Raw genomic sequence first — 25,904 nt, forward strand, 5'->3', positions numbered from 1 at the left:
CGGCGGCCGAAGGGCCGCAGCTCCTTCCGCCTTGCACCCATCCCCGCCATCCCCAAGGATCAGCGCAACGATCACGGGGATGGACACAGCCATGAAGCGCTCGGAATTCCTGCGCCTGTCTGCCGCCGGCCTGACCGTGGCCATCCTGCCACGACCCGCCGCCGCGCAGGCCGACGCGGCGGGCATGCTGCGCGCCGGGCTGAAACTCAGCCCGACCTCGATGGACCCGCAGTTCCGGCTCTCGGGTGAGCAGAACCTGCTGCGCGCCATCCATGCGCGGCTGATCGGCATGACGCCGGACGGCAAGCCGGAACCGGGTGTCGCGCAGTCATGGCGGCCGGTCCAGGACGGTCGCGCCTGGGAATTCACCATCCGCGCCGATGCGAAGTTCTCCGACGGCAGCCCGATCACGGCGGAGGACGTCGCCTATTCCATCGCCCGGATTCCGACGCTGGAGGGTTCGGCCGGCGGCTACCAGATCTTCGTCCGCGCCATCACGCGCACCGAGGTGACCGGCCCGCGCACGATCCTGCTGCACACGGCCAACCCCTACCCCTTCATGGCCGAGGACATGACCGAGGTCGCGATCATCGCGAAGGTGCTCGGCCCCAATCTGCGCCCGCAGGATTTCAACAGCCAGACGGTGAAGATCTTCTCCGGTCCCTATACGCTGACCGACTACCGCTTCGGCGAATTCGTCGCCATGCAGCGCAATCCGCATTGGTTCGGTGCGGCGCCTACCTTCGCGGCGGCGAACTTCAAGGTGATCAGCGGCGATTCCTCCCGCATGGCCGCGCTGTTGGCCGGCGACGTGCAGGCGGTGGACGAGGTCGCGGTGGCCGACCTCGCCCGACTGCGGCGCGACGCGGCGCTGGCCGTCACGCAGATCGCCGGCATGCGCGTGATGTACATCTCAATGGACATGGACCGCGACGTCTCCCCGCAGATCCGCGACGCCAATGGCCAGCCGATGACCCGCAACCCGCTGAAGGATGCGCGGGTGCGCCAGGCGCTGTCCTTCGCCATCAACCGCGCGGCGATCGTCGATCGGGTGATGGAAGGGGCGGCGACGGTCGCGTCCAACCTGCTGCCGGATGGCACGCCGGGCACGTCCTCGGCGCTTGGCGTCGCACCCTATGACCCCGAACGGGCGCGCGCCCTGCTCGCCCAGGCCGGCTATCCGAACGGCTTCCAGCTGACGCTGCACGCCACCAACGACCGCTATCCGAATGACGAGAAGGTGGCGCAGGCGATCGCGCAGTTCTGGACACGCATCGGCGTGCGCACGGATGTCGCCACACTGCCCAACGCCGCCTTCTTCCCCGCCGCGGCACGCCAGCAATTCAGCGTCTTCGCCGCGCAGTACGGGGCGGACAACATTTCCTATGCCTATCGCGCATTGGTGCATGCCTATGACCGCGACCAGGGTCTCGGCACCGCCAACCGCACCCGCCACGCCAGCCCGCGTGCGGACGTCCTGGTCGCCGAGGCGCTGCGCGAGATGGATGAGACGAAGCGAAACGGGCTGCTCGCACGCGCCTCGGAAATCGCGATCGGCGAGGAAGCGATCATCCACATGATCTACCACCCCGCCTATGTCTATGCGGCGCGCAGGCCGGCGTCGGTCACGCCGTACTACAACGGGGCCTTCCTGCCGCAGGCGGTGACGCGGGGCTGATCACGCCGCGGCATGCGCCGCCATGAAGTCGACGAAGGCGCGGATGCGCGGCATGCGGTGTCGGCCCGGCGCGGTGATGGCCCAGACCGGCACCTCCTCCGACGCGTGCTCGGCCTCCAGCAATGGTACCAGCCGCCCATCGGCGATCGCGTCGAGCACGACGAATTCGCTCACGCGAATGATGCCGAGGCCTGCCAGGGCCATGTCGCACAGCGCGTCGGCACTGTCGGTCGTGAGCGGTCCGCGTACGGCCAGCGCGGCGATGCCCTCGCCGTCGCCGAAAGGCCAGATCGTCAATCGTGCATGGCCGTGCAGCACGATGCAGTCATGCGCCAGCAGATCACCGGGCCGCTGCGGCGTGCCGCGACGCGCGAGGTAGGTCGGGGCAGCGCAGATCACGCGCCGCCCCTCGGCGATCCTGCGCGCGATCAGCGTCGAATCCTCGAGCGCACCGGTGCGCAGCACGACGTCGGCACCCTCGGCCACCAGGTCCACGCGCCGGTCGGTCACCGTCAGGTCGATCGTGATGTCGGGATATTCGGCGCAAAAGGCCGGCAGCAGCGGGATCAGGCGGTGGCGAGCATATGCGGTGCCTGTGTTCACCCGCAGATGCCCGCGCGGGCGGCCACGGCCGGCCGTTACTTCCGTCTCGGTCGCCTCGATCAGGGCGAGGATGTCGCGGGCGCGGGCGGCATAGGTTTCGCCTTCCGGCGTCAGCGCGATGCGGCGCGTGGTGCGCGTCAACAGCCGTACGCCGAGCCGTGCCTCCAGCCGCTGGACCAGCTTCGACAGGGCCGAGGGCGTCAGCGGCGACCCGCGTGCGGCCGCGGCGAAGCCCCCACGCTCGACGATGCGCAGGAACGCCGCCATGTCGTCGGATTGGCCCATTGCGGACTCCAGTTCATCAATACCGGTCCTGAATAGCCGATTATCGCAGCCTGATCGATGCGCGACATAGGCGGCACAACGGAGGACCATCCATGCCCCTGGTTCGCATCGATATTCCGCAGCATCTGCCGGAGCACCGCATCGCCGCCCTTGCCGACGCCGTGCACGGCGCGCTGGTCGAGACGGTGGACGTGCCGCCGACCGATCGCTTCCAGATCATCACCGAGCACCCGCCGCGGCGGCTGGTCATGGACCGCACCTATTTCGACGTGGACCGCAGCGCGGATGCGCTTGTGGTGCACATCACCTTCCGCCGCGGCCGCAGCGAGGAGAAGAAGCGCGCGCTCTATGCCTCTCTCGCCGCACGGGCGGAAGCGATCGGCATCCGGCCCGAGGATGTCATGGTGGTGCTGCAGGAGAACACGCCGGTGGACTGGTCCTTCGGCGCGGGCATTGCGCAGATGGCGCCGGCGGAGTTGGTGGCATGAGCGCGCGCACCATGGCCTGGGCCGAGCCGCGGACGGCCCATCCGTCCACCTGGCGCCTGCTGGTCGAACGCTGGACCACGCGGCTGCGGGAACGCGCCGAGATGGCGACCATGACGTCGCGCGAAAGGAAGGATGCCGGCCTCAACGCCTATGATGTCGAGCGTGAGTGCCGGAAGCCATTCTGGCGGGAATGATCGTGGCCGGGGCGTGATTCGAGCCGACGCCCCTGGCCTGCGGCGCGTTCCGGCTTGCGGATAGGCGTCTATCCTGACGACACCTTCCGCGCCCCTATTCAGGCAGGCGGCCCGAATGCGCCGCCCGCCCTGAGCTGGTCGATCTGCTCAGGCGTGTAGCCGAGCATCTCCGTCAGCGCCCGCGCATCGGCGCCAAGCGCAGGTGCCGGCCGGTCGGGCTCGTCCGCCAGGCCGGGGAAGCGCACCGGCTGGCGCGCGGACCGGGCGAGGCCCGTGCCGTTGGGCGCGAAGAAATCGACATCCTGGAGGTGCGGATCGCGCAGCAGGTCCTCAAGCCGGTTCACCTTCGCATGCGGTATGTCCAACGTTTCCAGTGCTTCCAGCCAGTCGGCGGTGCTGCGGCGCGTCATCTCCTCGGCCAGCACGGTGTAGAGTTCGGCGATGCGGGCGCTGCGCTCGCCCGGATCGGAGAACCAGGGTGCTTGGAGCACGTCGCGCCGGCCGGTGAAGTCGAGCAGCCGGCGCCATTGCTGCTCGGTGTAGGGCAGTGCTGCGATCCAGCCGTCCTGCGTGCGATAGGGGCGGCGGTCCGGGGCGAACATGCGGTGATAGCCGGCGGCTTCCGGTGGCCCGCCGAAGGCCGCGGCCGCCAGGTGTTCGTTCAGCACAAAGGCGGCGACGGATTCAAACATCGCCGCCTCGACCTCGATCGGGCCCTTCATGCCGCGGCCGCGCGCGGCAATGGCGGCCATCACGCCATAGGTCGCCGTCAGCGCCGCCACCTTGTCGGCCATCACGCCCGGCACATAGGCCGGGTCCTGCCCGCGATAGGATGGCAGCGCGGCGATGCCGCCCGCGGCCTGGATCACGTCGTCGAAGGCCGGGCGCCCCGCATAGCGCCCGCCGCTGCCGAAGCCGACTGCGGCGCAGTAGATGATCTGCGGATTGATCGCGGCGACCGGGGCGAAGCCGAAGCCCAGGCGATCGATCGCGGCGGGGCGCATGTTGTGGACGAAGACCTCCGCCCAGCGCAGCAGGCCGGTGAAGACCTCTCGCCCGGCGGCGGTCTTGAGGTCGAGCACCATGCTGCGCTTGTTGCGGTTGTTGCAGACGAACATCGCGCTGTCGCCCTGCGGGCCGCGCGGCTGGATGGCGCGAGCAAGGTCGCCTTCGGGCCCTTCCACCTTGATGACATCGGCGCCGAAATCGCCCAGCACCTGCCCGATCAGCGGGCCATAGATGACGGTGGTCAGATCGAGGACGCGCAGGCCGGGCAGCAGCGGAATCATTCGCGCGTCACTCCGGCCGGATGCCGGCTTCGGCGACGACCTGGCGCCATAGCGGCATCTCGCGACGCAGTTGTTCGGACAATTCCGTCGGCCCCGTCAGCAGCAACTGCCCGCCGGTCGCGGCCATGCGTTCACCCAGCGCGGAGCCGCTGCGCAGTGGCGCGAGCTCGGTGACGATGCGCGCCACCGCATCCTCTGGGAAATTGCGCGGGGCAAACAGGGCGAACCAGATGGTGATGCCCGTGCCAGGCACGATTTCGGTGATGGAGGGCACGTCCGGCACCGCCGGCACGCGTTCCGGCGACGTCACGCCGAGCAGCACCCCGCGGCCTTCCTGCACATGCGGTAGCAGGGTGGCGAGGTCGCCGCTCATCACATCCACATCGCCGGCGAGAAACCCACTGATCAGCTGCCCGCCACCTCGATAGGGGACGTGCTGCCAGGTGATGCCCGCACGCGCCCCGAACAGCGCGGCGGCCATATGCGTCGTGGTGCCGTTGCCGGAGGAACCGTAGGTGACACGCCCCGGTGCTGCCTTCGCCGCCGCGATCAGGCCCTGGAGATCACGGAAGGCCGCGTTGGGTCGGACCATGAAGCCCATGCTGGCCGCGGAGACCATCGAGACGGGCAGCAACTCGGTCACCGGGTCGTAGCCGATATCGGGCTGCACGGCGGGCTGGATGGCCACCGCCCCGGTGACCATGGCCAGCGTGTGCTGGTCCGTCGCGGCGATCACCTGCTTCGTTCCAACCGCACCGCCTGCACCGGGGCGCGTCTCGACGATGAAGGGCTGGCCGAGACGCGCCGACAGGTGTTCGGCGATGAAGCGGCCGGGGATCTCGACCGGGCCGCCGGGAGCATAGGGGATGATGATGCGCACCGGCCGGTTCGGCCAGGCGCGCGATTGCGCGCGAACCGCCGGCGCGGCGATGGCGAGGGCGGCGGCGAGCGCCGAACGGCGGGCAATGGACATCGGAGTTCCCCCGGGGAGCTTTCCCCAAGGCTACGACCGCGCGGCGTGCGCCGTCCATGCGTTGCCTATTCGGGCGTGATGCCGGCGCGTCGGACGAGGTCGGCATTCTCCGCAAGGTCGCGCGCGACCTGTTCGCGCATGTATCGCGCCCCGGTCGGCGAGGCCGTGATGCCGAGAGGCTCCAGCCTTGCCAGCAGGCGTTCATCGGAGAAGGTGGATGCGAGTGCGGCATCCAACGGTCCGGCGATGTTGTCCGGCAGACCGGCCGGTGCGGCAACGCCGGTCCAGTTGGGCACCAGGTAGTCGGGGAAGCCCTGCTCGGCGACGGTCGGCAGGTCCGGCAGCGGCCGGAAGCGCTGCGCCGTCGCGATGCCCAGCGCACGCACGCGCCCGCCCTCGATATGCGGCTTCGCCGGCGCGAGGGTGGTCAGCATGAAGTCCACGCGCCCCGTGGACACGTCGATCAGCCCCGCCGCCGTGCCGTTGTAGGGCACATGGATCATCTCCACGCCCGCGCGGCGCGCGAGGTCGAAGGTGCCGAGATGAGCGGAAGAGCCCACGCCCCAGGTCGCGTAGCTGATCTCGTTCGGTCGCTGCTTCGCGGCGGCGAGGATCTGTCCGAGGCTTTCCCAGCGTGGATTGGCGACAAACAGGTAGACGGCGATGCCGGTCAGCCCGATCCAGGTGAAGTCCTTCGCCGGATCGTAGCCGGCGCTGCGCAGCACGAAGGGCGTGATGGTGAAGGTGGCGTTGCCGGCGAAGACCAGCGCGGTGCCGTCGGGCCGCGCCCGCGCGACCTGACGCGTGCCGAGCGTCGTGCTCGCCCCCGGCTTGTGGTCCATGACGAAGGTGCCGCCGAGCCGTTCCTGCAGCCCCTGCGTGATGGCCGTGCCGAAGACATCGGGGATGCCGCCGGCGGCATAGGGGATCACGAGGCTGACAGGACGATTGGCGGGATACGCCCCCTGCCCGCGCGCAAGGCGCGGGGCCAGCAATGGCGCGAGCCCCGCGCCGAGCAGCACGCGGCGTGATGTTGCGATCCGTTGCATCCCCTGTCCTCCCTTGCTGCGCGCTTGCCGCGCGCTCGTGCGTCAGATCACGCGGCCGGCCCCCTGCCAGTAGGGATCGCGCAGCCTGCGCTTGAGCAGCTTGCCGGAATCGTCGCGCGGCAATTCGTCGTGGAAGTCGATGACGCGCGGCACCTTGAAGTTGGCGAGGCGCGCCTTCAGCGCCTCGCGGATCGCCGCCTCGCTGGTGCCCGGTGCCACGCGGATGGCGGCGCAGAGCGCTTCGCCGAATTCCGCATCCGGGATGCCGAAGACCGCGCAATCGAGCACGCCGGGGATGCCGATCATCACCGCCTCGATTTCCGCGGGGTAGATGTTCACGCCGCCGGAGATGACCATGTCCCGCTTGCGGTCGCAGAGGAACAGATAGCCATCCGCGTCGAAATACCCGACGTCGCCGACGCTGATCAGCCCGTCATGTTCGACCGACCGGCGGTCGCCGTCGCGCTTGTTGTAGGTGAAGTCGGGCATATAGGTGACATGCGCGTAGATCTCGCCGGGCACGCCGACCGGGCATTCCTTCCCGCTGTCGTCGAGGATCCTGATGGTCGCGCCCTCGGTCAGCGTGCCCACGCTGCCCGGCTTCGCCAGCCATTGTTCGGAGGTGCAGGCGGTCGGCGCGCCGAGGTCGGTCGCACCGTAGAATTCATGGATGACCGGCCCCCACCATTCGATCATCGCGCGCTTCACCTCGGGCGGGCACGGCGCCGCGGCATGGGTGACATGGCGCAGGGAGGAGAGGTCGTAGCGTCGTTTCACCTCGTCCGGCAGGCGCAGCAGGCGGATCATCATCGTCGGCACGAGGAAGACGGTGGTGATGCGGTGGCGCTCGATCAGCGCCAGCGTCTCCTCCGGATCGAAGCGCACCATCAGCACCAATACGTCCGAGAGTGGCACGGCGCGCAGGCCGAAGCCGTTCGGGGCGGAGTGATACATCGGCCCTGGCACCAGCGCGCGGATGCCCGGGACCAGCCCATAGATCTGCGCCCGGTTGCGGGCGGTGGCGGCCGCCTGGTCCGGCGTGGGCGGCTGGCGGCGCACGCCCTTGGGCCGGCCTGTGGTGCCGGAGGTGTAGATCATGCTCTCCCGCGGCGCCTGCGGGGGACGGTCGATCGGTTCGTGACGCGCGATGAAGGCGTCCCAATCCTCGCCGGGTGTGGTGCCCTGGCTCGACGCGATGCCATAGGCCGCGACGGCTTCGGACGGCGTAGGCACCACGAGGATGGTCAGGCCCGGCGGCGCATCCGACAGCAGCGGCAGCAGGTCGCGATGCGCGACGACGATGCGCGCTTCGCAATCGCCGAGCAGATAGGCGACTTCCTCAGGCTTCCAATGCCAGTTGATCGGCACCGCATAGCCACCAAGCGTCGTCGCGGCGAGGCTGGCCTCAAGGAAGGAGAAGTCGTTGCGCAACAGCAGCGCGACGCAGTCGCCGGGGCCGATGCCAATGGCGGCGAAGCCGGATGCCGCGCGGCGGACCCGCACCATCAGCGCGTCGCGGGTGACCTGGCGGTCACCACTGACGATGACCGCCGACGCCGTCACGGCAGGTATTCCGCCCGGCCGTTGTTGAGCGCGATGACATCGCGCGCCGGTACCCGCACGCGGAAGGCGGCCACGCCGGGCGCCTGCTTCCACACTTCGGTGCGCAGCGTCTCCCCCGGATAGACCGGCGATGTGAAGCGCAAGTCGAAACGGCGCAGGCGAGACGCATCGCCATCGCACAGCAGGTTCATCACCGACCATCCCGCGACACCATAGGAACAGAGCCCGTGCAGGATCGGCTGCGCGAAGCCGCCCTTGGCCGCGGCCTTCGGATCCGCATGCACCGGGTTGTAGTCGCCGTTCAGGCGGTACAGCAGCGCGGCATGACGGCCGACCGTCCAGTCGAAATGCGCGTCGGGCGTGCCTTCCGGCACCGGATGCGGCTGGCGGATCGGCCCGGAGGGGCCGCCAAAGCCGCCATCGCCGCGCAGGAAGGATGTACTGGTGATGCTGCAAAGCAGATCGCCAGCGGCAGCGTCACGCAGCTCGCGCGTCGTGTACATAAGCGCGCCCTTGCCCGCGCCCTTGTCGATGATCTCGTCGATGCGGAACGTGCTGACCACACGGCCTTGCGACGGCAGCGGCCTGTGGATCGTCAGCCCTTGCTCGCCATGCAGCACCTTCGGCCAATCGACGCCGGTATCGGGTTCCTTCACCCAGAAGCCCGGCGTGGCCAGCACGACGCCCATGGTCGGCAGCGCGACGAGGTCTTCCTCATACACATGGCGCAGCTGCTTCGGATCCATCGGATCCTGCCCAAGGCCCAGGCCCAGCGCATACAGCATCGTGTCCTTGATGCCGTAGGTCGTCTCGATATCCGCGAAGGTCCGGTTCTTCAGCTTGTCGTAGTCGATGGCCATGCGCTTCCCCCGTCAGTCCTGGAATGCCGCTTCGGCGGCGAGCACGCGCTGCGCCTGACGCAGATGCGGCATGTCGATCATCTTGCCGTCGAGGCCGACCGTGCCGATGCCCGGGCTCGCCGCGAAGGCGGCGACGATGCGGCGGGCATGGGCGACCTCCTCCGCGGTCGGGCGGAAGCCTTCGTTGATTGCGGCGACCTGCGCGGGATGGATGGCGATCTTGCCGGTGAAGCCCTGCCGGCGCCCATCCGCACAGGCGGCGCGCAAGGCGACCTCGTCGCGGAAATCGACTTCCAGCGTATCGATCGGCTGCACCTTGGCCGCGACCGCGGCGAGCAGGCAGGCGGAGCGCGCGTAGCGGTAGGTCAGCGCATAGCCGCCCGCCGGATCCTGGTTGGTGCTGGCGCCGAGTGCGGCCGGCAGATCCTCCGCACCCCAGGTCAGGGCCGCGAGCCGCGGCACGGCGACACGCGCGTATTCCGACAGGCGCAGAACGGCCGCGGCTGTTTCCGTCGCCACCGCGAACAGCCTGACCCCGCCGGCCGGCAACCCGTCGCGTGCTTCCAGCGCATCGAGCCAATGCGACAGGCGCAGCAGTTCGTCCGGCCCGCTCACCTTCGGCACCACCAGCCCATCGGGCGCGGCGCGGACTACGGCGGCGGCATCGGTCAGGCCTTCGTCGTCGAGCGGATTGATGCGCACCCAAAGCTGCGGCCGCCGCGCGGCTCCGGCATGCGCGGTGAGGTAGTCCACCACCATCCCGCGCGCCACCGGGCGGCGCGATGCTGCGACGGAATCCTCAAGGTCGAGGATCAACGCATCGGCGCCGCTTTCCCCGCCCTTGGCAAGCTTGCGCTCGCTGTCGGCCGGCACGAACAGCCAGGACCGGATCATGCCGGCTTGCCCAGCATCAGCGCCTGGCGTCGGCAATGACCCACCAGCACGCCGTGCTGGTTGTAGGCGCGGTGCATGAACTCGACGATGCCCTGCCCCGGGCGCGACTTGCTGGGGCGCTTCATCAGCACCTCCGATTCCACCCGGATCGTGTCGCCATGGAACAGGGGCTTGGGAAACCGCACCTCGTCCCATCCGAGATTGGCGACGGTGGTGCCGAGCGTCGTGTCGCCTACCGAGATGCCGACCATCAGCCCCAGCGTGAAGCAGGAATTGACGATGCGCGTGCCGAACTCGGTGCCCTTCGCGTATTCCTCATCGAGGTGCAGCGCCGCCGGGTTATGCGTGATGGCGGAGAACCAGACATTGTCCGTCTCGGTGATCGTGCGGCGAATGGCGTGCTGGAACACCTGGCCGACCTCGAATTCCTCGAAATACAATCCTGCCATGCTCGTGCCCTCAGCCTGTCACGCGCCATTGGACCAGCGTGTAGGGCGGGTCGGCCTCGTCATGCGGTTCGAACACCGCCTCGACCTCCGCGCCGATCTCGACCTTCGCGTCGGGCGCGCACAACAGGTTGCCGACCATGCGGACATTGCCCGCCTCCGGCAGTTCGACCAGCACGATGGTGTAGGGGCCATGGCCGTTCAACGCGGGATGCACTGGATGGTGCGGGCGCTGCCAGGACCAGATACGGCCGCGCGGCGCCACTTCCTCCCAGCCGAGGTCGAAGGAATGACAGCGATGGCAGACCCATTCCGGGCCCCATTGATGCGCGCCACAGCCCTTGCAGCGCTGGATCACCAGCTTGCCGGCGCGGGTGCCTTCCCAATAGGGCTTGGCGACGGGTTCCTGCGCGGGGGCGGGCAGGCCGGGAGGAAGGGCGGTGCTCACAGGGTCGCCTCCGTGCCGAGGACCAGGCTGCTGACGGGCGTGACCATCGGGCCGCCAAGGACGGCGACGACCTCGGCGCCGGCCACCTGGTTGTTCGCGGTGCCGCGGAGCTGTCGGACGGCCTCGTTCACCATCTCCAGCCCATGCATGTAGCACTCGGCGAGGTTCCCGCCGCTGGTGTTCATCGGCATCCTGCCCGTCGGCGCCAGCAGATTCTCAAGGACAAGGAACTCATTGGCCGTCTTCGGATCGACGAAGCCGTGCTCGACCAGCGAGAGCAGCACGCCGCCGGTGAAGTTCTCATAGGCCTGCACGACATCGACATCTTGCGGGCCGAGCTTCGCCATCGCCCACATGTTCTTCGCCACGGTGGGGAAATGCGCCGAGGCATAGTCCGGCGCGTTGTGCACCGGCGCCGCGCTGCGGTGATGCCCGCCCTGCGCCGTACCAAGCATGTAGACCGGCTTGTGCGGCAGGTCCTTCGCACGATCCGCCGGGACCACCAGCACCGCGCCGGCGCCGTCATTCTCCTGGCAGCAGTCGAACAGGCGATGGAAGGGTTCGACGATCCAGCGGGAGGCGTCGTACTTCTCCTCGGTCAACGGGCGCCCATACATCACTGCCTGCGGATTGGTCTGCGCGTGGTGGTAGGACGCCATGGCGATGCTGCGCAGCGCCTCATGCTTGATGCCATGCTCGGTCATGAAGCGCGTGATCTTCATGGCGAAGCGCTGCGCCGGTGACATCAGCCCGTAGGGGAACAGGAAGGCGTCGTCGCCCGAGGCCGCCGGCACCGCCGCGCCGCGCCCGTAGCGCGCAAACTGCCCCTGTGCGAGCGAGCGGAAAGCGATGACGCAATTCGCCATGCCGGAATGCACCGCCGCCGCCGCATTCGCGACGGACGCCGCGACGCCGCCGCCGCCGCCACCCCAATGCATGTTGGAGAAGCGCAGCTCCTTGATGCCGAGGGCCGCGGCAAGCCGCACCGCCTCCGAGCGGTCATTGCCGTAGGAGGCAAAGCCATCGACGTCCTTCGGGTCGATGCTGGCATCGCGGCAGGCGGCAAGCACCGCCTGCAGGGCCAGCTTGAACTCCGCATCGGGCGAATGTCCGTGCTTGTAGTAGGTGGTCTCGCCGATGCCGGCGATCGCCACCTTGCCGCGCAATGTGCGCTCGCTCATCGGCGCTGTGTCTCCTGCTGATTCGTCATCGCGCGGCGTCCGCGAACAGGCGCCGGCCGATGATTTCCTTCATGACTTCCGCCGCACCGCCGGCGATGCGCGTCACCCGCGCATCTGCCCAGGCGCGGGCGATCGGTGTTTCGGCCATGTATCCGGTGCCGCCGAAGAACTGCAGGCAACGGTCCAGCACCTCGCATTGCAGGTCCGTGCAGAACAGCTTCGCCATCCCGGCCTCGACGGGGTCGAGCGTGCCGTCCATCTGCAAGGCGATCAGCCCGTCCGTCATCGCGCGCGCCGCCGTGGTCTTGGCCGCGAGCTCCGCCAGCACGAAGCGCGTGTTCTGAAAATCCGCGATGGTGCGCCCGAAAGCCTTGCGTTCCCGCGTATGGGCGACGGTCCAGCGGATCGCTTCCTCGGCCAGGATGGTCCCCCGCACCGCCTGCACCAGCCGTTCACGCGCGAGATTCGTCATCAGCATGCCGAAGCCCTGGCCTTCCACACCAAGGCGGTTGCCCATCGGCACGCGCACCTCATCGTAGAACAGTTCCGAGGTGTCCTGCGCCTTCATGCCGATCTTGGTGAGGTTGCGCCCGCGCCGGAATCCGGGCGTCGTCGCCTCCACCACGATCAGGCTGACGCCATGCGCGCCCGCACTCGCATCCGTCTTGCAGGCCGTGACGATCAGGTCGGCGTTCTGGCCGTTGGAGATGTAGGTCTTCTGCCCGCGGATGACGTAGTGGTCGCCATCCGCCACCGCCCTCGTGCGCATCCCCTTGAGGTCGCTGCCCGCATCGGGCTCGGTCATGGCGATGGCGCCGATCAGCGAGCCATCCACCATGCCCGGCAGCCAGCGGCGCTTCTGCGCTTCCGATCCGAATTTCGCGATGTAGGTCGCGACCATGTCCGAATGCACGACGAAGCCGGGACCGGACAGATTCGCGCGCGCCAACTCCTCGGTGACCACGACGCAATGGCCGAAATCGCCACCCGGACCGCCGTATTCGGGCGCCACGTCGCAGCACAGCAACCCTGCCTCGCCCGCCCGGCGCCAGGCTTCGCGCGGGACGATGCCTGCCTCATCCCAAGCAAGGGCATGGGGTGCCAGTTCGGTCTCGACGAAGCGACGCACGGAGGCGCGGAAGATCCCGTACTCCTCACCCAGCACCGTGCGTGGACGGTCCAGCATGCCGTTTCCTCGATCGTTCTTCGTTCGCTTGCCAAATGGTAAGCATGCGTACGATCATCGCGCAAGCAGTCGTGGAGGAACGCATGGATTTCGGCCTGTCGCCCGAACAGGAGGCGATCGTCGATGGCGTGGCCGCAATCTGCCGCCGCTTCGGTGATGACTACTGGCGGTCCTGCGACGATGAGGCGCGCTTCCCGCGCGAATTCCACCGCGCCATGGCCGGTGGCGGCTGGCTTGGCATCACCATGCCGGAGGAACTCGGCGGCGCCGGTCTCGGCGTGACCGAAGCCGCGCTGGTCATGCACACCGTCGCGCGCCACGGCGGTGCGATGGCCGCGGCGTCGTCCATCCACATCAACATGTTCGGCCCGCATCCGATCGTGGTGCACGGCACACCCGAACAGAAGGCGCGCTGGATCCCGCCGCTGATCGCCGGCACCGACCAGGCCTGCTTCGGGGTGACGGAACCCAATGCCGGGCTGGACACGACCTCGATCACCACCTTCGCGACGAAGGTGCCGGGCGGCTATCGGGTGAACGGGCGGAAGATGTGGACCTCCACCGGCCAGGTCGCGAACCGGATCCTGCTGCTGACGCGCACGACGAAGAAGGAAAGCGTGCGCAAGCCGACCGATGGCATCACGCTGTTCTACACCGAGATCGACCGCAGCAAGGTCGAGATCAAGCGCATCCCGAAGATGGGCCGCGCAGCGGTCGATTCGAACATGACCTTCATCGACGACCTGTTCATCCCGGATGAGGACCGCATCGGCGAGGAAGGTTGCGGCTTCTCCTACATCCTCGACAGCCTGAATCCCGAACGCGTGCTTGTCGCCTCGGAAGCCGTGGCGATCGGCCAGGATGCGCTGGAACGCGCGGCACGCTACGGCCGCGACCGATCCGTGTTCGGGCGCCCGATCGGGCAGAACCAGGCGATCCAGCATCCGTTGGCGGAATGCTGGACGGCGCTGGAATCCGCCTGGCTCATGGCCCAGAAGGCGGCGTGGCTCTACGACAACGGCAAGCCCTGCGGGGCGGAGGCGAATGCGGCGAAGCTGCTCGCCGGCCGCGCCGGGCACAATGCGGCGCTGCAGGCCGTGCTGACCCATGGCGGCATGGGCTACGCGAAGGAATACGTCGTGGAGCGCCTGCTGCGCGAGGTGCTGATCTGCCGCATCGCGCCCGTCTCCGAACAGATGGTGCTGTCCTTCATTGCCGAGCGCGTGCTCGGCCAGCCGAAATCATATTGACCATGACGCCACTCGCCGGGATCCGCGTGCTGGATTTCTCCAAGGTGCTGGCCGGGCCGCTGTGCGGGCAGTGGCTCGGCGACCTGGGTGCCGACGTCACGAAGATCGAACCGCCCAAGGGTGGCGACGACACACGGGGCTGGCCGCCCTTCCGCGGCGGCGTCGGCGCGGTCTTCCTCAGCGCCAACCGCAACAAGCAGTCGCTCGCGCTCGACCTCAAGACCGAAGCCGGGCGCGACGCTGCGCGACGAATGGTGGCGCGGGCGGATGTGCTGATCGAATCCTACGCGACGGGCGTGTCCGAACGCCTCGGCATCGGGTCGGACGACATGCGCGCGCTGAATCCGCGCCTGATCTACTGCTCCATCTCGGGCTTCGGGCGGACCGGACCGCTGAAGGACGGCCTCGGCTACGACGTCATCCTCCAGGCCTTCTCCGGCATCATGGCGATGACAGGCGAACGTGGCGGCGGGCCCGCGCGCAGCCCCTTCTCGCCGATCGACCAATCGACCGGGATGAACGCTTTCTCCGGCATTCTCGCCGCGCTGCTGGAACGCAACCGCACCGGGCAGGGATGCCGGCTGGAAGTCTCGCTGTTCGAAACGGCGGCCGCGCTGCTCGGCTACAATTTTCAGATATTCTGGGAGAAGGGTTCCCTGCCGGAAAAATGCGGCTCCGGCCATGAATCCCTCTGCCCGTACCAGGCCTTCGATGCGGCGGACCGCCCGGTGCTGATCGGTATCGCCAACGACAATCTGTGGCGCCGCTTCACCGCCGGCATCGGCCAGCCGGAACTGGGCGAGGATGCACGCTTCCGCACCAATGCCGACCGCGTCGCGCGCTTCACCGAGACGGTCGCCCTGGTGCAGGCCATCGTCGCCACGCGCACGGCGGATGCGTGGGTGGAGTTCTGCCTGCGCATCGGCATCCCCTGCGCGGCGGTGAACTCCATCGCCGACATGCTCACCCATCCGCACATGGCGGCGCGCGGCATGGTGATGGACTACGACCACCCGCAGCTCGGCCCGCTGAAGACCATGGCGCAGCCCATCCAGTTCGACGGCAAGCCCCGCTCGGTGGGTTCGCCGCCACCATTGCTGGGTCAGCATTCGGATCAGGCGCTGGCCGGCTATGGCTTCGCGGATGACGAGATCGCCGCCCTGCGCGCCGCCGGCGCCCTCGGTTCGCCATGAGGAGGATATCGCCATGATCGCACGCCGGCTCATCCTGGCCGCACCGCTGCTGCCGTTCGCGGCACGCGCGCAGGGCAGCGATGCCTTCCCGACCCGACCCATGCGCGCCATCGTGCCCTTCCCGCCGGGCAGCGCGACCGATGGCATCGCGCGCTTCGTGGGCGAGCGCATTGGCCGCAGCCTGGGCCAGCCCGTGGTGATCGAGAACGTGGCCGGCGGCAACGGCGCCATCGCCGCGCGACAGGCAGCCCGCGCCGCGCCCGACGGATACACCGTCATGTTCGCCACCAACTCGACGCACGCGGCGGCAGTGCATCTGCTGAAGGAGCCCGGCTACGATCCGGTGCGTGACTTCACGCCAGTGACCTTGACCTCCATCGCGCCGCTCGTGCTGATGGTCCGCGCGGATTTCCCCGCACGCAGCGTCGCCGAATTCATCACCGAGGCGAAGGCGCGCGCGGGTTCGATGAACTACGGCACCGGCAACATCGGCAGCCTGGCGGCAGCGCAGCTGCTCATCAGCAGCACCGGCATCAGCGCCGAGCGCATCTCCTATCGCGGCACGCCGGCGGCGGTGACGGACCTGCTGGCGGGCCGGCTACATTTCATGGTCAGCGACCTTGCCTCTGCCGGCGAGCACGTGCGCGCGGGCACGCTGCGCGCCCTTGGCGTCACGCCCGCACGGCGCATCCCGATGCTGCCCGACGTACCGACGCTGCAGGAGGCTGGCGTGCCCGGCTACGACTTCGCCTCCTGGGTCGCCGTCTTCGCGCCGGCACGCGTGCCGCCGGCGATCGTGGCGCGGCTGAACCATGAGATCCGCGGCGCGCTCGACAGCGAGGAAGGCCAGCGATACTCGCTCAGCCTCGGCCTGGTCTCCGCGACAGGCACGCCCGATGACCTCGCGCGTTTCCAGGCACGCGAGATCGACCAATGGGGCAGCATCGCCCAGGCCGCCGGCCTGCCGCGGGAATGAGCGGCGCCAGCCGCAAGCGCGAGGTGAATGATGCGCGCCGGAAGCGCGACGCCTCGCCGGTCGGCGGCGAGTTCCGCATCGGCTTCCTGGTGCATGACGTCTCGCGCCTGCGACAGGCCGTGTTCGACCAGGCGATGAAGCCGCATGGCGTGACGCGTGCCCAGTGGTGGGCCCTGGCGCAACTGACCCGGCACGACCCCAGAGGCGGCATGACGCAGGCGGAACTGGCCCGCCTGATGGAGCTGGGAAAGGTCGCCACCGGCGCGATGGTCACGCGCCTTGAAGCGGCAGGCCTGGTGTCGCGACGGGCGGATGCGTCGGACCGGCGATTGAATCGTGTTTTCGTCACGCATCGCGGCAGCAGGATCCTGGAACGCATGATCACTGTCGGACGGGAGCTGAACGCCACCCTACTTCATGGGCTGAAGGCCGACGACCTGGATGCGGCCGACCGCGTCCTCACGGCACTGAGGAGCAGGCTCCGGGCGCGACTGGGATCGGATGGCGTGACCGGCGACTGACGGGCGCGACGCCAAGGCGGATGGGACCTGCGGGTCGCATGTCGGTTCGGCACGGACCGCCGCCGTGGCAAAGGCGGCCCGTACCAGGCCCGCGAAGGCCTGTCAGGCCGGGCCTTCGGCGCGCCTGGAGCGTGATTGATTCACATTCGCTCACCTATCACGCTCCAACCTGTTGTTTGATCGCGTGATTCAGACCTCCGGTGCATTCGCACCTGCGGTCATCACGCTCTATTCAGCCGCCGTTGGCAGGGCAAGGGCGGCATCGCGCAGGGCCGCGCGGTACTCCTCGCCGAGGCGCGCGACCAGGTCGGCCATGGTCGGAATATCCTGGACGGAACCGACCCCCTGCCCCGCGGACCAGATGTTCTTCCAGGGGCGCTTGTCGTGGTCTCCGACATGCGCGCCGGTGGCTTCCGGCAGGTTGTCCGGATCGAGCCCTGCGGCCGCTATGCTCGCGCGCAGGAAATTGGCGTGCACGCCGCTGATCGCGGGGGTGTAGACGATGTCGGCAGCCGTGGCCTGCACCACCATGTCCTTCTGCGCCTGTACCGCCATGCTTTCGCGCACGGCGATGAAGCGCGTGCCCATATAGGCCATGTCCGCCCCCAGCATGAGCGCCGCGGCGATCTGCCGCCCGGTCGAGACGGCGCCGCCCATCAGCAGCGGGCCCTGGTGGATGTTGCGCAGTTCCGGCAGCAGGGCGAAGGGGCTCAGCCGCCCGGCATGGCCGCCGGCTCCGGCGCAGACGGCGATCAACCCGTCCACGCCACCTTCGACGGCCTTGTTGGCGTGACGAAGGTTGGTGACGTCGTGGAACACCAGCCCGCCATAGGACTGCACCGCGGCGATCACCTCCGGCACGATGCCGAGCGACGTGATGACCAGCGGCACCTTGTGCTTCACCGTCGCCGCAAGGTCATCCTTCAGCCGCGCATTGGACCGGTGGACGATCAGGTTCACGCCGAACGGCGCCGCGGACGGTGTTGCGGCCAGCCGTTCCGCGATCATGTCGAGCCAAGCGGCATATCCTTCGGTCGTGCGCTGGTTCAGCGCGGGAAAGGTGCCGACCACCCCGGCGCGGCACGCTTCCACGACATAGTCGGGGCCGGACACAAGGAACTGCGGGGCAGCGACGGCCGGCACGGATAGGCGGCCATGGAATGCGGCGGGAATGGGCATGTGTGTCCCTCGATCCTTCGGCGTGCACGGGGGCAGCGGACGATTCCGACCACGTATTCGCGCATCGTCGCGACCATATGACGAATGAACCGAAGGATCTGCACCCCGCTTCGCCCTGGACCCGAGACCTGGCCGGTCAGGCCCGCAGACTCCGGCGAGGACGTGGATCGTTCTGCCGTCCCGGCAACAACCAGCCCGTTCGACGCGGCTCGCGGCACGCCCGATGAGCCGCAGGACAGCTGGTTAAGGTGCGTTTTCGCCAGCGCGATGAGTTCCTGGAGATTGCGCGCTGCGACGCTGGGATGCACCGCCAGCACGTTCGGGGTGCGCACGGCGAGGCAGAGCGGGGCGAAATCACGCAGCGGGTCGTAGCCAGGATTGGGTTGAATGGCCGGATTGATCGCCAGCGGCCCATTGCTGCCCAACATGAGGGAATAGCCGTCTGGACTCATACGCGCGAAGGCGGTGGCGGCGACGCTTCCTCCGGCACCGGCCCTGCTTTCCACGATGACGGGCTGGCCCAAGGCTTCGGACAGCTTCGGTGAGAGCACCCTTCCGACGGTGTCGGCATTCCCGCCGGGTGCGAAGGGAACGATGAGGCGAACCGGCCGATCGGGAAAGGCGGCGGCGCGGGCATTTCGGTCGCCCGCACCCGGCGCCTCTGTGCGCCGGAATGCCGCTCCAATCCGTCGATGAATGCGACCGCCAGCATCGTTGGCGCATTCGCATCTGCAAAACCTACTCGGTGTTACGCTGGCGCGTCGTCGCCAAGCCTTCAATGTACTGAGAGCTCTTGAATCTGCTTTCGACTTCAGCCAACAACGTTATGAAGCCGGGCTCGGTCTCCAATTGTTGCATTACTTGGCTTTCATCGAACTCCTGGAGCCTTCTCAGCAGAAATCCTGCCAGTTGTGCGCCATACAATTCGCACATCGCCTTCGTCTCGGTCTTGGCGTATTCCTCGTCCCAGTCACCGCCTGACCAGAGTTTCTCGGAATTCAGGATTGCCCAACCGAATCCTTCGAGCATTTCCTCGTGGCATCGGTCGATGACGTGCGGCACTCTTACGGGCCAGCCGCCATTGCCGCCGCCGCCATCGCCGCCCCAGCCGCCGCCACCTCCGCCACCACCTCCGCCACCACCATGACCAAAGCCACCACCGCCACCGCCGCCGAATGAGACATCGGGGCGAGACCCCGACCCACTCGAGAGGCCGCCGGTGCGGCGAACCATGCCACTGCGGAGTTTCTGCCCGTTGCGGGCGATCATGGAACCGGACATGCGCGCTGACTTTCCTTGGCGGAATGACTCACGGATACGTGCTTCTTCGCAGTGTATGCAACTTCATTAGCCGGCTCGCATGTGCCGCCGCATGAGCGGCTGAGTTCGGCTCACTCGCGCGGCGCCTCCGGCCATTCCTCGACGATGGTTGGTGCGCCATAACGCGCCGCCTGTGCAGGCGTCGGGCGCGGGTTAATCGTCATGGCCACGCCGCGCTGTCCGCAGGCGGTGCAGCACAGGCGCCGCGCCAGGTCGCGCACGCCCATTTCCGTTCCGAAGCGCCGGGCCGCCGCAGAAAAGGTGACGGCGATCGCGCACCGGCAATCGTTGCTCTCAAGGCCGAGAAAATAGCCGGCAGTAAGTTCGCCGAGCGGCACACCGGGACTGTCGTAGGGGCTGGCGCGGGACACGCGGGCATGATGCCCGCATGGGACATGGGCCTAAAGCGACGACTGATCGAGGCGGAACGCCAAGGCAAGCCACCACCCGGCGATCAGTCGAATCGGTAAGTGCACGCCAAGGCCCCCGTCGCTCGGCGGCGGTGCGGAGGGTTCAGAAGGTGCCGAACGGTTCAGATTTGCCGGAAGGGGCTTGGAGGGTTTAAGGGTCTGCCGGCTTATCTTATTGATTTTTGGGGGAATTTTGGTCGGAGCGGCGGGATTCGAACCCACGACCCCCAGTCCCCCAGACTGATGCGCTACCAGGCTGCGCTACGCTCCGACCGGACGCGCCGTGTAGCACCCGACGCGCCGGGTTTCCACCCCCGTCCCGCCTCACGAAGCGAAGGATGCCGGCTCGGGCTGCGCTTGCCGGAACCCGCGGAATGGCTTTGGTTCTGTGCGAACCTCACGCCGCCAAGAGCCCAAGGGCCCTGGACCTGGCGACCGTCGCGGCGGCTGAACGGAAGGTCGCGTCGCGTGCCGCGAACCTCGGCGCCGGGCGCCAACACCACGCGGTCCAGGGGCCCGCTGGCCCCTGGCGGGCTGGCACGGAGGGGCAGCGCCCCTCCATCCTTTCATCCCGCCAGCAACCGCAACTCTCCCGCAATCGCCTCAAGTTCAGCCAGCGCAGCACGCAGCGCGGCGGTCTCCTGCTCCTCGGCGGCCGGGGGCGGTGGCGGATCGCCCAGTGGCAATTCGCCGCCCTGCGGCCCTTCGTCGGTGCCGTCGCGCAGTAGCCGCTGCACGCCCTTGATCGTGTAGCCCTGTGTGTAGAGCAGGTCGGAGATGCGCCGCAGCAGCGCGATGTCCTCCGGCCGGTAGTAGCGTCGACCTCCGCCGCGCTTCAGCGGCTTGAGCTGCAGGAACTTCGATTCCCAGAAGCGCAGGACATGCTGGGGAATGTGCAGGTCGTCGGCGACCTCGCTGATCGTGCGGAAGGCGGTCGGTGCCTTGCGCGGCCGGGCGCGGCCCTCGGCCTCGGTGGGCAGCTCCTCGCTCATTCGTCGCCCTCGCCCTCAGGCTCGTTGTTGATGCGCGCCTTGAGCACCTGGGACGGGCGGAATGACAGAACCTTGCGCGGCAGGATCGGCACTTCGACCCCGGTCTTGGGATTGCGCCCGACGCGCTGGCCCTTCTGGCGCACCAGGAATGTGCCGAAGGCGGAAATCTTCACCGCTTCCCCTGCCTCGAGTGCCGCCGAGATCCGTTCGAGCACGGATTCGAGCAGCGCGGCACTCTCATTCCGTGACAGACCGACATTGGCGTAGATCGCTTCCGCGAGTTGTGCCCGCGTTACCGTGTTCATGTGGAGAGCCGCCCGCAACCCGTTCTAACAGCAAGAAAACCGGTATCGGTCGCGGGCGTCAACAGATGTGTGCCTCAAACGCCGGCGCCGGCGCTTCGGGCAAAACTAAAAGCGCGCCAGCGCGGCGCCCCAGGTCAGGCCGCCGCCGATCGCTTCCATCACCACCAGGTCGCCCGGACGGATGCGACCATCGCCGCAAGCCTCGGCCAGTGCGAGCGGCACCGAGGCGGCGGAGGTATTGGCGTGGCGTTCGACGGTGACGACCACGCGTTCGGGCGGCAGATGCAGCTTCTTGCCCATCGCGTCGATGATGCGGCGATTGGCCTGGTGCGGCACGAGCCAGCGCACATCCTCATGCCCCAACCCGTTGGCGGCCAGGGCTTCATCGACCACGGCGGCAAGCTTGGTCACGGCGTGGCGGAACACTTCCTTGCCTGCCATGCGCAGCAGCCCGGCGCCACCGGTCGAACCCGCGCCGCCCTCGATATGCAGGATGTCGCCCAGGCGGCCATCGGAATGCATGTGGCACGACAGCACGCCGCGATCGGCGGTGGTGCCTTCGCCTTCCCCGGCGCGCAGCAGCATCGCGCCGGCGCCGTCGCCGAACAGCACGCAGGTGCCGCGGTCCGTCCAGTCGAGGATTCGGGAATAGACTTCGGTGCCGATCACCAGAACGCAGCGGGCCTGGCCCGTGCGGATCAGCGCGTCGGCGACGCCGACGGCATAGATGAAGCCGGTGCAGGCCGCCGCCATGTCGAAGGCGAAGCCCTTGGTGACGCCAAGCTTGGCCTGGATGCGCGCCGCGGTCGCCGGAAAGGCGGAATCGGGCGTGGAGGTCGCGACCAGGATGGCATCCACCTCCGACGCATCGGCGCCGGCACGCGCCAGGGCCTGCCGCGCGGCGGCCGCGCCCATGTCCGAGGCCGTCTCGTCCGCGGCGGCGATGTGGCGAAAGCCGATGCCGGTGCGCTCGCGGATCCAGGCGTCGGAGGTGTCGAGCCCCTTCAGCGCCGCGAGTTCGTCATTGGACAGCCGGGTCGCCGGCAGATAGCCGCCGCAACCGGCGATGATGGCACGCATAACCATGGAAGGCGGCAACCTCAGCGAGGATCGGCCGCGATTCGCGGCCCATTCGTGGACAGGCGGGTCAGGCCTTCACGGATACGCTCGTTGAAGCCATGCGTCACCATGTCCATCGCGACATCGACAGCATGCGCGAAGCCGAGCGCATCGGTCCCGCCATGGGACTTCACCACCACGCCGTTCAGCCCGATCAGGATCGCGCCGTTGTAGCGGCGCGGATCCATCCATTCGCGCAGCCGGTCCAGCGCCGGGCGCGCAAGCAGATAGCCCAGCCGGGCGGGGACGGTGCTGGTGAAGACCTGACGCAGGAGGTCGCGCATCAGCTTCAGCGCGCCCTCCCCGGTCTTGAGCGCGACATTGCCGGTGAAGCCATCCGTCACGATCACATCCGTGGTGCCGGCGGTGATGTCGTGGCCTTCGACGAAGCCACGGAAATTGGCGCCGATATGCGAATCGCGCAGCGTCTCGGCGGCCGCGCGCACGCGGTCATCGCCCTTCAATTCCTCGGAGCCGACATTGAGCAGGCCGATCGACGGATTGGTCAGCCCGAGCACGGCGCGCGCGAAGGCGTCGCCCATGACGGCGAATTCAACCAGGTTGCGCGCGTCGCATTGCACATTGGCGCCCAGGTCTAGCAGCACCACGTCGCCGCGCGCCGAAGGTCCGATGGCAGCGAGCGCCGGCCGGTCGATCTCGCGCATCGTCTTGATGACGATCTTCGACAGCGCCATCAGCGCGCCGGTATTGCCGGCCGAGACGATGCCCGAGGCCTCGCCGCTCGCCACCGCATCGATGGCGACGCGCATCGAGGAACCGCGCACGCGCAGCGCGGCGGTCGGCTTCATGTCGCCCGGAATGTAGTCCGGCGCATGGCGCAGGCTGCAGGCCCGCGCCGCGCGCTTGCGGCGTGCCAGCGCACCGCCAACGCGTGCCTCGTCACCAACCAGCAGGAACCGCGCATCGGGATGGCGCTCGGCGGCCAGTTCCAGGCCGTCGATCACCACGTCAGGCGCCGCGTCGCCGCCCATGGCGTCGATCGCCAGCGAAAAGGGCGGTTTCGGCTGGGACACGGTCAGCGGCCCCCGCGCGGTGTGGTCAACACCGCCGCTCAGGAACGGATGGTCTGGCCCACACGCTCGGCCGCAACCACTTCACGACCGTCGTAATGGCCGCAGTGGGAGCAGACGTGGTGCGGCCGCTTCAGCTCGCCGCAGTTCGAGCACTCCTGGTACGACGGAGCGCTCAGTGCCTCATGGCTGCGGCGCATGCCGCGGCGGGAGGGCGAAACCTTCTTCTTCGGAACGGCCATGGCGCCGAGCCTCTTTCATATACAAACGTGCAGGATAGCGGGAGGGCGGGCCATTAGCACCCACCCCCCCGATGCGCAAGCCGCAGGGCCGCCCGGGGCGGCTATTTCCGCCCGCGCAGCGCGGCGAGGCCGGCGAAGGGGCTGGCCGGGGGCTCCGGCGATGCCTCGGGCTCCTCGCCTGCAACCTCCTCGGGCAGCACCGCGCCGGGCGCCCGTGGATAGGGGTCGAGCGCCAGCGCAAGCTGCTCGGCCAGCGCCTCCCCAAGATCGGCCACGCCGCCGGCGGCATCCACGTCGTCCGGGGCCTCGGGGTCGTCTGAATGTGCCTCCCCGGGTCCAAGGATGCGCAGATGCACCGCTTCCTCGACCTGCTGGACGACCGGTTCCAGGGTGACGACGCAATCCTGCACCACCTCAGCCAGGATGCGGCCCGTGATCGCTACCCCGCCGCCAGGTTCGGGCTTCAGCACCAGCTCGGCGGCGAAGCGGTTGACCGCTGGAATGCCGAAGCGCAGCGCCAGCGCCGCACATTCGGATGGCGTCGCCCGCAACCGCTCCTGCCGCCCCTCGGGCGGGATTCGCGCCAGGGCGACGGGGCGGGAGAATTCAGGCGTCATGCAACAGATCCTCCGCCGGCAGGAAGGCGACGCGCCCGGCGGCCAGCGAATCGATCCCCTGCCCGGCCAGATGCGCCGCCTGGGCACGGGCAACCGCGGCCAGCCGCGCGGCGACATCGCCCGCCGGCGGCTCGCCGCGCCAGACATTGCGGGCCAGGGCCTCGGCCAGGGCGTCCGGCCCGGCCGAGTCGAATGCCGCCTCATAGGCCAGGGCACGGCCATGGAAGGCTTCCCACATGCCGCGCACCCGCTTGCCGACGGACAGGTCGCTGACCCCCATTTCCCGCAGGTTCTGGTCCATGTCGGCGAACATGGCGTCGAACACCGCCTGGGCGAGCGGCGCTCCGCGTTCATCCGCATCCGCCCGCAGCCGGCGGATCAGCAGCCCGACATGCAGGCTGACCAGGTCGAACCGCCCTTCCACCGTGTCTGGCACGGCCAGGGCGGCGAACAACGCCGGTGCACGCGCCGCGCCTACCGCGGCGCCATAGAGCTCGAAGCCGGCGCGTTCATGCGGCCGGCGGCGGAACATCGCGAGGATGCCCATGATCTGGAATGGCTCCTGCCCTCACGGCGGTTGACCGGAGGGCATCATGATGTCTATCGGTTCCCGCGACATGGCCCGCCACACCCGTTCGGTCAACGCATCCCGTCTCGCGCCGCTGATGCTGCTGCTCCTGGCCCTGTCGGGCTGCGGCTGGATCACCGACACGCTCGGCCCGGCACCGGTCCAGCGCGGCAATCGCGTGGACCCCGAAAAACTCGCCCAGATCACGCCGGGGATTCAAACCCGCTCGGATGTCGAGGCGCTGCTCGGGTCGCCATCCGCCCGCGGCACCTTCGACGAAGACAACTGGTACTACATCAGCGCCCAGACGCGGCTGCAGCCCGGCCGCTTCCTGCAGGTGGAGGACCGGCGCGTCGTCGCCATCTCCTTCAACCGGCAGGGCGTGGTCAGCGGCGTGCGGGAACTCGGCGAAGCCGATGGACGGCCGGTGCAGATGGTGTCGCGTGAGACGCCGGTGCCGGGCAGCGAACGGAACCTGCTGCAATCACTGTTCGGCAACCTCGGCCGTCCGAGCATGGGCGGGACACCAGGCATCGGCAATCCGGCGAATGCCGGCGGGCGTTACTGAACGGCGCTTCTGGCGCCGTTATCGGTGGGCGACCGCTTTGGCTCGGAGCAGATCGCGTTCGGATGGAATCATCCGGACGCGTGAAGATGCAATTAAAATAATAGGCTGGAGCATCAGGCGTGAGCGCATGCGAACGTAGCATGCTCCAGCGCCAGGGTAGGCTGACGGTTGGAGGGGCGCCGCCCCTCCAAGCCACCCCGCCAGGAGCCAACGGGCTCCTGGACCGCGGGATTTTGGGCTCGGCATGGCGGACATGCGTGGGGCTGGAGGGGCGCGAAGGATAGCACCATGTTCCTCGCACCGAACCGCGGTGTTCAGCGCCAAGACCGAGGTTTCCAAAGGCCTTGAGCCTTTAGAGCGTTTTTCGATCAACTTGATCGATAGCCGGCGTTGCGGAAGAAATTGGTGCATTCGGTTAGATTGAAGGCGTCGATCAATCTGCCGATGGAAGACCAAAGCCCTTCGATGGTTCGCTC

At 68.4% G+C, this 25,904-nt stretch carries 30 protein-coding genes, 1 tRNA gene and 1 pseudogene; 8 read left to right on the forward strand and 24 right to left on the reverse strand.

Features of this window, described 5'->3' with window-relative positions; all coding sequences use genetic code 11:
• Window positions 1-91: 91 nt before the first annotated feature.
• A complete protein-coding gene (locus AAFN86_RS20315; RefSeq protein WP_347545376.1) occupies window positions 92-1,678 on the forward strand; it encodes an ABC transporter substrate-binding protein in 1,587 nt (528 codons plus the stop codon).
• Here the strand turns inward: AAFN86_RS20315 and AAFN86_RS20320 are convergent, their stop codons facing one another.
• Window positions 1,679-2,566, reverse strand: a complete 888-nt coding sequence (locus tag AAFN86_RS20320; protein ID WP_347545377.1) for a LysR family transcriptional regulator — start codon at window positions 2,564-2,566, stop codon at window positions 1,679-1,681.
• A gap of 92 nt (window positions 2,567-2,658) precedes the next feature.
• Here AAFN86_RS20320 and AAFN86_RS20325 point away from each other — a divergent pair, with 92 nt between their 5' ends.
• On the forward strand, window positions 2,659-3,054 hold the full coding sequence (locus AAFN86_RS20325) for a tautomerase family protein (protein ID WP_347545378.1): 396 nt from the start codon (window positions 2,659-2,661) through the stop codon (window positions 3,052-3,054).
• Complete coding sequence (locus tag AAFN86_RS20330) at window positions 3,051-3,248, forward strand: hypothetical protein (protein WP_347545379.1); 198 nt, start codon at window positions 3,051-3,053, stop codon at window positions 3,246-3,248. Before AAFN86_RS20325 ends, AAFN86_RS20330 begins: the two co-directional genes overlap by 4 nt.
• Window positions 3,249-3,346: 98 nt before the next feature.
• Here AAFN86_RS20330 and AAFN86_RS20335 read toward each other — a convergent pair whose 3' ends face one another.
• From AAFN86_RS20335 to AAFN86_RS20380, 10 genes are all read right to left on the reverse strand, one after another.
• On the reverse strand, window positions 3,347-4,537 hold the full coding sequence (locus AAFN86_RS20335; RefSeq protein ID WP_347545380.1) for a CoA transferase: 1,191 nt from the start codon (window positions 4,535-4,537) through the stop codon (window positions 3,347-3,349).
• Window positions 4,538-4,544: 7 nt separating this feature from the next.
• On the reverse strand, window positions 4,545-5,510 hold the full coding sequence (locus AAFN86_RS20340) for a tripartite tricarboxylate transporter substrate-binding protein (protein ID WP_347545381.1): 966 nt from the start codon (window positions 5,508-5,510) through the stop codon (window positions 4,545-4,547).
• 65 nt (window positions 5,511-5,575) lie between these two features.
• Window positions 5,576-6,559: a tripartite tricarboxylate transporter substrate binding protein gene (locus AAFN86_RS20345; RefSeq protein ID WP_347545382.1), complete on the reverse strand. Its 984-nt coding sequence runs from the start codon at window positions 6,557-6,559 to the stop codon at window positions 5,576-5,578.
• A gap of 42 nt (window positions 6,560-6,601) precedes the next feature.
• Window positions 6,602-8,122 (reverse strand): acyl-CoA synthetase, encoded by a 1,521-nt coding sequence (locus tag AAFN86_RS20350; RefSeq protein ID WP_347545383.1) that lies wholly within the window; start codon window positions 8,120-8,122, stop codon window positions 6,602-6,604.
• Window positions 8,119-8,982: a MaoC/PaaZ C-terminal domain-containing protein gene (locus tag AAFN86_RS20355; protein ID WP_347545384.1), complete on the reverse strand. Its 864-nt coding sequence runs from the start codon at window positions 8,980-8,982 to the stop codon at window positions 8,119-8,121. Before AAFN86_RS20355 ends, AAFN86_RS20350 begins: the two co-directional genes overlap by 4 nt.
• A 12-nt stretch (window positions 8,983-8,994) precedes the next feature.
• Window positions 8,995-9,876, reverse strand: coding sequence for a CoA ester lyase (locus tag AAFN86_RS20360; protein WP_347545385.1), 882 nt, complete (start codon window positions 9,874-9,876; stop codon window positions 8,995-8,997).
• Window positions 9,873-10,325: a MaoC family dehydratase gene (locus AAFN86_RS20365; RefSeq protein WP_347545386.1), complete on the reverse strand. Its 453-nt coding sequence runs from the start codon at window positions 10,323-10,325 to the stop codon at window positions 9,873-9,875. The genes AAFN86_RS20360 and AAFN86_RS20365 overlap by 4 nt, the downstream gene beginning before the upstream one ends.
• A gap of 10 nt (window positions 10,326-10,335) precedes the next feature.
• Complete coding sequence (locus tag AAFN86_RS20370) at window positions 10,336-10,770, reverse strand: OB-fold domain-containing protein (RefSeq protein ID WP_347545387.1); 435 nt, start codon at window positions 10,768-10,770, stop codon at window positions 10,336-10,338.
• Entirely contained in the window at window positions 10,767-11,951 is a 1,185-nt protein-coding gene (locus AAFN86_RS20375) for a thiolase C-terminal domain-containing protein (protein WP_347545388.1), read from the reverse strand. The genes AAFN86_RS20370 and AAFN86_RS20375 overlap by 4 nt, the downstream gene beginning before the upstream one ends.
• 25 nt (window positions 11,952-11,976) lie before the next feature.
• Entirely contained in the window at window positions 11,977-13,137 is a 1,161-nt protein-coding gene (locus AAFN86_RS20380) for an acyl-CoA dehydrogenase family protein (RefSeq protein ID WP_347545389.1), read from the reverse strand.
• Window positions 13,138-13,181: 44 nt separating this feature from the next.
• Between AAFN86_RS20380 and AAFN86_RS20385 the strand changes: the two genes are divergently transcribed.
• From AAFN86_RS20385 to AAFN86_RS20400, 4 genes are read left to right on the forward strand one after another with little or no spacing between them, the layout of a single operon-like run.
• Complete coding sequence (locus AAFN86_RS20385) at window positions 13,182-14,387, forward strand: acyl-CoA dehydrogenase family protein (RefSeq protein ID WP_347545390.1); 1,206 nt, start codon at window positions 13,182-13,184, stop codon at window positions 14,385-14,387.
• Between the two features lie 2 nt (window positions 14,388-14,389).
• Window positions 14,390-15,580 carry a CoA transferase gene (locus AAFN86_RS20390; RefSeq protein WP_347545391.1) on the forward strand — a complete coding sequence of 397 codons (1,191 nt, stop codon included), beginning with the start codon at window positions 14,390-14,392 and terminating at the stop codon, window positions 15,578-15,580.
• Between the two features lie 13 nt (window positions 15,581-15,593).
• Window positions 15,594-16,556, forward strand: a complete 963-nt coding sequence (locus AAFN86_RS20395) for a tripartite tricarboxylate transporter substrate binding protein (RefSeq protein ID WP_347545392.1) — start codon at window positions 15,594-15,596, stop codon at window positions 16,554-16,556.
• On the forward strand, window positions 16,553-17,077 hold the full coding sequence (locus AAFN86_RS20400) for a MarR family transcriptional regulator (RefSeq protein ID WP_347545393.1): 525 nt from the start codon (window positions 16,553-16,555) through the stop codon (window positions 17,075-17,077). The genes AAFN86_RS20395 and AAFN86_RS20400 overlap by 4 nt, the downstream gene beginning before the upstream one ends.
• 228 nt (window positions 17,078-17,305) lie before the next feature.
• Here the strand turns inward: AAFN86_RS20400 and AAFN86_RS20405 are convergent, their stop codons facing one another.
• The 12 genes from AAFN86_RS20405 to AAFN86_RS20455 form a co-directional block, all read right to left on the reverse strand.
• Window positions 17,306-18,220, reverse strand: a complete 915-nt coding sequence (locus AAFN86_RS20405) for an NAD(P)H-dependent flavin oxidoreductase (RefSeq protein ID WP_408906619.1) — start codon at window positions 18,218-18,220, stop codon at window positions 17,306-17,308.
• Window positions 18,124-18,807, reverse strand: a complete 684-nt coding sequence (locus AAFN86_RS29610) for a Bug family tripartite tricarboxylate transporter substrate binding protein (RefSeq protein WP_408906617.1) — start codon at window positions 18,805-18,807, stop codon at window positions 18,124-18,126. Before AAFN86_RS29610 ends, AAFN86_RS20405 begins: the two co-directional genes overlap by 97 nt.
• Window positions 18,808-18,994: 187 nt before the next feature.
• Window positions 18,995-19,537, reverse strand: a complete 543-nt coding sequence (locus AAFN86_RS20410; protein ID WP_347545395.1) for a hypothetical protein — start codon at window positions 19,535-19,537, stop codon at window positions 18,995-18,997.
• 110 nt (window positions 19,538-19,647) lie between these two features.
• A complete protein-coding gene (locus AAFN86_RS20415) occupies window positions 19,648-19,947 on the reverse strand; it encodes a hypothetical protein (protein ID WP_347545396.1) in 300 nt (99 codons plus the stop codon).
• Window positions 19,948-20,180: 233 nt separating this feature from the next.
• A tRNA-Pro gene (locus AAFN86_RS20420) sits at window positions 20,181-20,257 on the reverse strand.
• 295 nt (window positions 20,258-20,552) lie between these two features.
• Complete coding sequence (locus AAFN86_RS20425) at window positions 20,553-20,978, reverse strand: MerR family transcriptional regulator (RefSeq protein WP_347545397.1); 426 nt, start codon at window positions 20,976-20,978, stop codon at window positions 20,553-20,555.
• Window positions 20,975-21,283 carry an integration host factor subunit alpha gene (locus tag AAFN86_RS20430; protein WP_347545398.1) on the reverse strand — a complete coding sequence of 103 codons (309 nt, stop codon included), beginning with the start codon at window positions 21,281-21,283 and terminating at the stop codon, window positions 20,975-20,977. The genes AAFN86_RS20425 and AAFN86_RS20430 overlap by 4 nt, the downstream gene beginning before the upstream one ends.
• Before the next feature lie 105 nt (window positions 21,284-21,388).
• Window positions 21,389-22,369 carry a beta-ketoacyl-ACP synthase III gene (locus AAFN86_RS20435; protein WP_347545399.1) on the reverse strand — a complete coding sequence of 327 codons (981 nt, stop codon included), beginning with the start codon at window positions 22,367-22,369 and terminating at the stop codon, window positions 21,389-21,391.
• A 14-nt stretch (window positions 22,370-22,383) separates the two neighbouring features.
• Window positions 22,384-23,394: a phosphate acyltransferase PlsX gene (gene plsX, locus AAFN86_RS20440; protein ID WP_408906620.1), complete on the reverse strand. Its 1,011-nt coding sequence runs from the start codon at window positions 23,392-23,394 to the stop codon at window positions 22,384-22,386.
• Between the two features lie 80 nt (window positions 23,395-23,474).
• Window positions 23,475-23,675 carry a 50S ribosomal protein L32 gene (gene rpmF, locus AAFN86_RS20445; RefSeq protein ID WP_137123705.1) on the reverse strand — a complete coding sequence of 67 codons (201 nt, stop codon included), beginning with the start codon at window positions 23,673-23,675 and terminating at the stop codon, window positions 23,475-23,477.
• Between the two features lie 101 nt (window positions 23,676-23,776).
• Entirely contained in the window at window positions 23,777-24,292 is a 516-nt protein-coding gene (locus tag AAFN86_RS20450) for a YceD family protein (RefSeq protein WP_347545401.1), read from the reverse strand.
• Window positions 24,282-24,839 (reverse strand): ubiquinol-cytochrome C chaperone family protein, encoded by a 558-nt coding sequence (locus tag AAFN86_RS20455; protein WP_347545402.1) that lies wholly within the window; start codon window positions 24,837-24,839, stop codon window positions 24,282-24,284. Before AAFN86_RS20455 ends, AAFN86_RS20450 begins: the two co-directional genes overlap by 11 nt.
• A gap of 46 nt (window positions 24,840-24,885) precedes the next feature.
• Here AAFN86_RS20455 and AAFN86_RS20460 point away from each other — a divergent pair, with 46 nt between their 5' ends.
• Window positions 24,886-25,428 (forward strand): outer membrane protein assembly factor BamE, encoded by a 543-nt coding sequence (locus AAFN86_RS20460; RefSeq protein ID WP_347545403.1) that lies wholly within the window; start codon window positions 24,886-24,888, stop codon window positions 25,426-25,428.
• Window positions 25,429-25,796: 368 nt separating this feature from the next.
• On the opposite strand, the pseudogene AAFN86_RS20465 reads toward AAFN86_RS20460, so the two are convergent.
• A pseudogene (locus AAFN86_RS20465) lies at window positions 25,797-25,904 on the reverse strand (IS630 family transposase); the annotation flags it as partial.

The organism is Roseomonas sp. CAU 1739 (assembly GCF_039839775.1).
Lineage (GTDB): Bacteria > Pseudomonadota > Alphaproteobacteria > Acetobacterales > Acetobacteraceae > Neoroseomonas.